At 71.2% G+C, this 6,932-nt stretch carries 5 protein-coding genes; 2 read left to right on the top strand and 3 right to left on the bottom strand.

The window, feature by feature from the left end; genetic code table 11:
* Positions 1-357: 357 nt before the first annotated feature.
* Entirely contained in the window at positions 358-912 is a 555-nt protein-coding gene (locus tag ACWCQK_RS07715) for a MarR family winged helix-turn-helix transcriptional regulator (RefSeq protein ID WP_451152934.1), read from the bottom strand.
* A gap of 150 nt (positions 913-1,062) precedes the next feature.
* Here ACWCQK_RS07715 and ACWCQK_RS07710 point away from each other — a divergent pair, with 150 nt between their 5' ends.
* Positions 1,063-2,325 (top strand): MFS transporter, encoded by a 1,263-nt coding sequence (locus tag ACWCQK_RS07710; RefSeq protein ID WP_451153001.1) that lies wholly within the window; start codon positions 1,063-1,065, stop codon positions 2,323-2,325.
* Between the two features lie 100 nt (positions 2,326-2,425).
* Here the strand turns inward: ACWCQK_RS07710 and ACWCQK_RS07705 are convergent, their stop codons facing one another.
* Positions 2,426-4,087 (bottom strand): ATP-binding SpoIIE family protein phosphatase, encoded by a 1,662-nt coding sequence (locus ACWCQK_RS07705; protein ID WP_451152932.1) that lies wholly within the window; start codon positions 4,085-4,087, stop codon positions 2,426-2,428.
* A 244-nt stretch (positions 4,088-4,331) separates the two neighbouring features.
* The gene (locus ACWCQK_RS07700) at positions 4,332-5,699 is read right to left on the bottom strand and encodes an NAD(P)/FAD-dependent oxidoreductase (protein WP_451152930.1); all 1,368 of its coding nucleotides are present in this window, start codon (positions 5,697-5,699) and stop codon (positions 4,332-4,334) included.
* A 411-nt stretch (positions 5,700-6,110) separates the two neighbouring features.
* On the opposite strand from ACWCQK_RS07700, the gene ACWCQK_RS07695 reads away from it, so the two are divergent.
* The gene (locus ACWCQK_RS07695) at positions 6,111-6,878 is read left to right on the top strand and encodes a TetR/AcrR family transcriptional regulator (RefSeq protein WP_451152928.1); all 768 of its coding nucleotides are present in this window, start codon (positions 6,111-6,113) and stop codon (positions 6,876-6,878) included.
* Positions 6,879-6,932 lie beyond the last annotated feature (54 nt).

Genomic DNA, 6,932 nt, shown 5'->3' with positions numbered 1-6,932 from the left:
TTTCCGCTTCCGCGTTTCCCTTTCCGGCGGTTCCGACTCTATCAGATCCTTTCGGGCCTGACTCCCAGTCAGAGGGGGCTTGTCTTCCCGGCCGTTGGGCCGTTCCGACGTCTCAAACCTTAGCGGATCCGCTCGGCGATTCCCAATCGAGTCGTTCGAGTCGATCGGGCCGGCCGAACCCGATATCGAATTGAATTCGGGCACGCCGAATTCGATCCCATCGGGAGATCGTGCTGGTGGTTTGTTGCCGCTGTCGCGGCGGGAGGTGTTGTCGAAGAACCGTTACGGCTCGGCGGCAACCCGAAGAACTTTACGCATCCGGGAGGGGCGTGTCAACCGCCCCGTGTCAAGATCTTTTCAGTCGAGGTCGCTGAGTCGGCCGCCGGCGTCCGGCTGGGCGTGCTCCACCCTGCGCAGCAGGCGGGTCAGGGCTTCGCCCAGCACCGTCCGCTCGTCGGCGGACAGATCCTGGAGCAGTTCCTCCTCGAAGACCGACGCCAGGCGCATCGCCTCCAGCCACTTCTCACGGCCCTCGGGCATGAGCTCCACGATCACGCGGACGCGGTTGGACTCGTCCCTCTCCCGGGTGACCAGACCCTCGGCGACCATGCGGTCGATCCGGTGGGTCATCGCCGCCGGGGTCAGCCCCAGCCGCTTGGCCAGATCGCTCGGGCCCATCCGATAGGGGGCGCCGGAGAGGACGAGGGCCTTGAGGACCTCCCACTCCGCGTTGCTGATGCCGAGGGCGGAGGTCTGGCGGCCGTAGGCGACGTGCATACGGCGGTTCAGGCGGGACAGCGCCGAGACGATCTTCTCGACCTGGGGGTCGAGGTCCTGGAACTCGCGTTGGTAGGCGGCGATCTGTTCCTCGAGTGTCGGTTCGCTGAGACGGCTGCCGGGGGTATCGCCCATCCCCGCAGTATGGCACGGGTCTGCTTGGCGTTTAAGTTCTTCGGGATGTACTGTTTACCTTCGAACTTTAGCTTTGAAGTCTACAGGTCTAACTACCGCGGCTTCATCAACTCGAGAGAGGTGAACGTGACCAGGGCGATGGGCGCACAGATGCGCCGGATCCACGTGGGTAACGCACTCAGCGCGTTCGGGCTCGGCTTCACCGTCCCCTACCTGTACGTCTATGTGGCGCAGGTACGGGGACTGGGAGCTCTGACCGCGGGTCTCGTACTCGCCGTCTTCGCCGTGGCCGCGCTCATCGTGCTGCCGTTCGCCGGACGGGCGATCGTGCGGCGCGGCCCTCGGCCGGTCCTGATCGCCGCCCTGGTCACCGCCGCGCTGGGCGCGCTGAGCCTGGGGCTGGCGGGCGACGCGACCGCCGTCCTGTGCGCCGCGGCCGCGCTCGGTGCCGGGCAGGCCGTGATGCAGCCCGCGCTGGCGACGATGATCGTGGACTGCTCCACGGCCGACACCCGCTCGCGTGCCTTCGCCATGCAGTTCTTTCTGCAGAACCTCGGGCTCGGGATCGGCGGTCTCATCGGCGGTCACCTCGTCGACACGAACCGCGTCTCCTCCTTCACCCTGCTGTTCTCCATCGAGGCGGCGGTGTTCCTGCTGCTGGTCGTGGTGATGTCGACGGTGCGGCTGCCGCACTCGCCGCGGATCGAGGGCGCGCCCGCGCGGTCCGCCAAGGGCGGCTGGAAGCAGCTGCTCGGCAACCGGGCCATGGTGCAGCTGTGCGTACTGGGCTTCGTGCTGTTCTTCGCCTGCTACGGGCAGTTCGAGTCCGGGCTGAGCGCCTACGGCGTGGAGGCCGCGGGGATCTCCACCTCCGCTCTCGGTACGGCCCTGGCCGCGAACACCGCGATGATCGTGGTCGCGCAGTTCGCCGTGCTGAGGTTCGTCGAGCGTCGGCGGCGGTCCCGGGTGATCGCGGCCGTGGGTCTGATCTGGGCCGTGGCGTGGGTGACGGCCGGGTACGCGGGCCTCGGGCACGGCAGCCAGGAGATGGCGACCGCCGCGTTCGTGTCGACGTACGCGCTGTTCGGCCTGGGTGAGGCGATGCTGTCGCCGACGGTCGCGCCGCTGGTCGCCGATCTGGCCCCGGAGGGCATGGCAGGGCAGTACAACTCGGCGTTCGCCCTGGTGAAGCAGCTCGCGCTGGCGGTCGGGCCGGCCGTGGGCGGGCCGATGGGGGCCTCGCTGCACGCGCCGTACATCGTGACGTTCCTGCTGTTCTCGCTCGGGATCACCGTCCTCGGCGTACGGCTGGGGCAACAGCTCACCGCCGCGCAGGACCGGCCGTGGCTCACCCGGAACCGGGTGGTCGCCCGGGGCGGGACCCCGGCGGAGCCGGTGGCCGCGGAGGCCTGACGCGGGTGAGGCGGTCGTCGTCCGGGAGGACGTCGGCCGCCTCTTTCCTTTGTGCGGCCCACCGGGCCCATGCTTGGCCTACCCCACTCCCGTAGGGCGCCTACCCGGCCGGGTCGGCCGCCTTCGGCAGCACGAACTCGCACCACACCGCCTTGCCACCGCCCGGTGTGCGTCTGCTGCCCCAGTTGGAGGCGATCGTCGCCACGATGGCGATGCCCCGGCCCGACTCGTCGCCGGGTTCCGCGCGGCGGCGGCGCGGCAGGTGGTCGTCGCCGTCCGTGACCTCGACGATCAGGCGGCGGTCGGTGCGGCGCAGCCGCAGCCGCATGGGCGGGGTGCCGTGCTGGAGGGAGTTGGCGACGAGTTCGCTGGCCGCCAGGACGCCCAGGTCGTGCAGTTCGGCGGAGAAGCGCCAGCTGGTCAGTACACCGGAGGCGAAGGCACGCGCGCGTGGGGCCGCTTCGACGCCGCCGAGGAGCTCCAGGGCCGCGTTGCGGAACAGCTCGCGGTCCGGGCCGGTACGGGCGGGATGCTGGAGGACCAGGACGGCCACGTCGTCGTCGTGGTCCGCGGTGACGCCCGCCGAGCGGACCAGGCGGTCGCAGACCACCTGCGGGGTGCCCGTCGCGCCGGCCAGGGCGCGTTCCAGTGACGCGATGCCCTCGTCGAGGTCCTCGTCGCGCCGCTCCACCAGGCCGTCCGTGTAGAGGACGGCCGTGGAGCCGGGGCCGAGCGGGATCGTGCCCGAGGCGTGCATCCAGCCGCCCGTGCCGAGCGGGGGGCCGGTCGGCTCGTCGGCCCGCAGGACCGTGCCGCTCTCGTCGCGGACCAGGATGGGCAGGTGCCCGGCGGACGCGTAGACGAGCCGGCCCTCGTTCGGGTCGTGCACCGCGTACACGCACGTGGCGATCTGGTTGGCGTCGATCTCCGTGGCGAGGCCGTCGAGGAGCTGGAGCACCTCGTGCGGGGGCAGGTCGAGGCGGGCGTAGGCGCGGACCGCCGTACGGAGCTGGCCCATGACGGCCGCCGCGCGTACGCCTCTGCCCATGACGTCCCCGATGACCAGTGCCGTACGGCCGCCGCCGAGCGTGATCACGTCGTACCAGTCGCCGCCGACCGCGGCCTCGGTGCCGCCGGGCTGGTAGGTGGCGGCGATGCGCAGGTCGTCGGGCTCCTCCAGTTCCTGGGGCAGGAGGGAACGCTGAAGGGTGACGGCGGTCTCGCGCTGGCGGCGCTCGCTGGCGCGCAGGCGTTCGGCGGCCTCGGCGTGGTCGGTGACATCGGTGGCGAAGACCAGTACTCCGCCGTCGCCGTCGCCGCCCTCGGGGACCGGGGTGCAGGTGAAGGTGTACGAGCGGCCGTCGGGGGCCTTGCGGGACTTGAGCGTGCGAGGCTTGCCGCTGCGCAGGACCTGGTCGAGGAGCGGGAGCAGGCCGAGTTCCTTCAGCTCGGGCAGCGCCTCGGCGGCGGGTGCTCCGCGCGGCCGTGCGCCGAAGGCCGTGGTGTAGGCGTTGTTCACGTGGGCGAGGCGGTGCTCCGGGCCGTGCACGAGGGCGACGAGGGCGGGGACGCGGTCGAGGACCTCGCGCACCGGGAGTTCGTCGACGACGGGCACGGCCGGTGACTCGTCGGTGAGTCGTTCGACGCGGGCCGCGGGTACGGAGCCGTCGCCCCGCCGGTCCGTGGTGACCGTGTGGTCGGTCCGCGCTGCGGCGCGGCGCTGCGTTCCGGGGAGCCGGGCGCTCCAGCGCGTGAAGTTCACGAATCCTTGCCTCGCGTAGTCGTCGTCGGCCGGCTCCGGACCCGGTCAGGGCTCCGGGGGCCGCGCGGCGCGGCAGTGGCCGCACATTGTTGCAGCACCTGCTCATGCAGCACTGGGGAACAGCCTCGTGGGTTCACGGGGCGAGCGGGGGGCTCGCCCGGGGCTCGGGGTCAGTCTGGCAGGGTGGCCGTCCGGGCCGACATTCGTCAGACGCCGGGGCGGCCGGAGGAGTTCCTGGGTCCGGTCAGGACGACCCCTTCGGGTCGTCCGAAGGCTTTCCACCGGCAGCCAGTTCGAACTCGGCCCGGGGATGTTCGAGTGATCCGAGGGAGACGATCTCCCGTTTGAACAGCCCGGACAGTGTCCATTCGGCGAGCACGCGTGCCTTGCGGTTGAGCGTGGGCACGCGGCTCAGGTGGTAGGCGCGGTGCATGAACCACGCGGGGTAGCCCTTGACCTTGCGCCCGTAGACGTGGGCGACCCCTTTGTGGAGGCCGAGCGAGGCGACCGAGCCGACGTACTTGTGGGAGTACGTCCGCAGCGGCCGGCCGCGCAGGGACTGGACGATGTTGTCGGCGAGGACCTTGGCCTGGCGGACCGCGTGCTGGGCGTTGGGGGCGGTCGGGGTGCCGGGCTCCTCCGCGGTGACGTCGGGGACGGCGGCCGCGTCGCCCGCCGCCCACGCGTGCGTGACGCCGTCGATCGTCAGCTCGGGGGTGCACTTCAGGCGCCCGCGCTCGTTGAGCGGCAGGTCGGTGGCGGCGAGGATCGGATGGGGTTTGACGCCGGCGGTCCACACGACCGTGCGGGTCGGGAAGCGCTGGCCGTCGCTGAGGACGGCGACCCGGTCCGCGCACGACTCCAGGCGGGTGTGCAGGAGGACCTGGATGTTGCGGCGGCGCAGCTCGGTGACCGTGTAGCGGCCCATCGCCTCGCCGACCTCCGGAAGGATGCGGTCGGAGGCCTCGACGAGGATCCACTTCATGTCCTCGGGCCGGACATTGTGGTAGTAGCGGGCGGCGTAGCGGGCCATGTCCTCCAGTTCGCCGAGCGCCTCGACGCCCGCGTAGCCGCCGCCCACGAAGACGAAGGTGAGGGCCGCGTCGCGGATCGCGGGGTCGCGGGTGGAGGAGGCGATGTCCATCTGCTCGATGACGTGGTTGCGCAGCCCGATGGCCTCCTCGACGGTCTTGAAACCGATGGCGTAGTCGGCGAGGCCCGGGACGGGCAGCGTGCGGGAGACGGAACCGGGCGCGAGGACGATCTCGTCGTACGTCAGCTGCCGCGGTCCCGTTCCCTCCTCGTCCGTGGCGAGGGTGGACACCGTGACGGTGTGCTTGGCGTGGTCGACGGCCGTGGCCTCGCCGATGACGACATGGCACTGCGGCAGCACGCGGCGCAGCGGCACGACGACGTGACGTGGGGAGATGAGGCCCGCGGCGGCCTCGGGCAGAAACGGCTGGTACGTCATGTACGGGTCCGGCGAGACGACCGTGATCTCGGCCTCGCCCCGCCGGAGTTCCTGTTTCAGCTTCCGCTGGAGCCGCAGTGCCGTGTACATCCCGACGTAGCCGCCGCCGACAACGAGAATGCGCGCACGTTCCTTCACCATCCCATGACGCACCCCGCACTGGAGTTTGTCCACAGCCCCGACAATTTGTGTGACCGGGTGCCCGGGGTGCCCGGAGTTGGCCGAATCGTCGGAGTCCAGGAAAGACGCGCAGGTCAGGAACGTACACCGGGGGGCGGTAAGGGGTGTATCCAGGACGTATACGACCCGTACTCCGATCGGGGGGCGCTCCGTGCGGAACCTGCCCCTTCTGAATTGACTCCCTCTCAACTATGTTCGTGTGTCGACGGGGTGTAAGGGGAGGCACGCGCAGGGTCCGCCGGTTCCGACCGGTCCGAGAGGACCGAGAGGACTTCGCAGGGCGGGGCCGCACGCGAGGTCTGTTCGCACGCTCCGGCAATTAGATGGCGGGGAGAGTCTCCGGGGGGAGACGTCATTACCGGGGGAACACATATGCACATTCAGGACTCTCATTGGTCGTCCGCATCCACGCTCGCGACGAGCGGCGCGCTGAGCGCCGCGGCGGGCAACGGACGCGGGGACGCAGCGCGTACGACGCCGCTGCGTGTGGACGCACAGCGCAATCTGGAACATGTACTGCGGGCGGCGCGCGAGGTCTTCGGCGAGCTCGGGTACGGCGCGCCGATGGAGGACGTGGCGCGGCGGGCCCGGGTCGGCGTCGGCACGGTGTACCGGCGTTTCCCGAGCAAGGACGTCCTGGTGCGGCGGATAGCCGAGGAGGAGACCTCCCGGCTGACCGACCAGGCGCGTACGGCGCTCGGCCAGGAGGACGAGCCGTGGTCGGCGCTGTCGCGCTTCCTGCGCACCTCGGTGGCCTCGGGCGCCGGGCGGCTGCTGCCGCCGCAGGTGCTGCGGGTCGGCGTCGCCGACGAGCACGCCGACTCCGGTGTGGTCGACGAGGCACGGGTGCCGCAGCAGCGGATCCAGCCGGGCGGCGGTGAGCTGCGGCTGGTGCCCGAGGAGGGTGCGGCGGGCCTGGTGGACGACGACACCGGGGCGGCGGCGCTGCTGGAGGTCGTGGGCCGGCTCGTGGACCGGGCGCGGGCGGCCGGTGCCCTGCGCACGGACGTGTCGGTGTCGGACGTGCTGCTGGTGATCGCGACGGCGGCGCCCTCGTTGCCGGACGCGGCCCAGCAGGCGGCGGCCTCGGCACGGTTGCTGGACATCCTGCTGGAGGGGCTGCGGTCCCGTCCGGCGTGAACACACGGGCACACGGGTGCGCGGACACACGGGTATCCGGGTGCGCGCGTACCG

The organism is Streptomyces sp. NPDC002306 (assembly GCF_053593435.1).
Note: the sequence above shows the minus strand (reverse complement) of the source record. Positions and strands in the feature narration are given on the sequence as shown.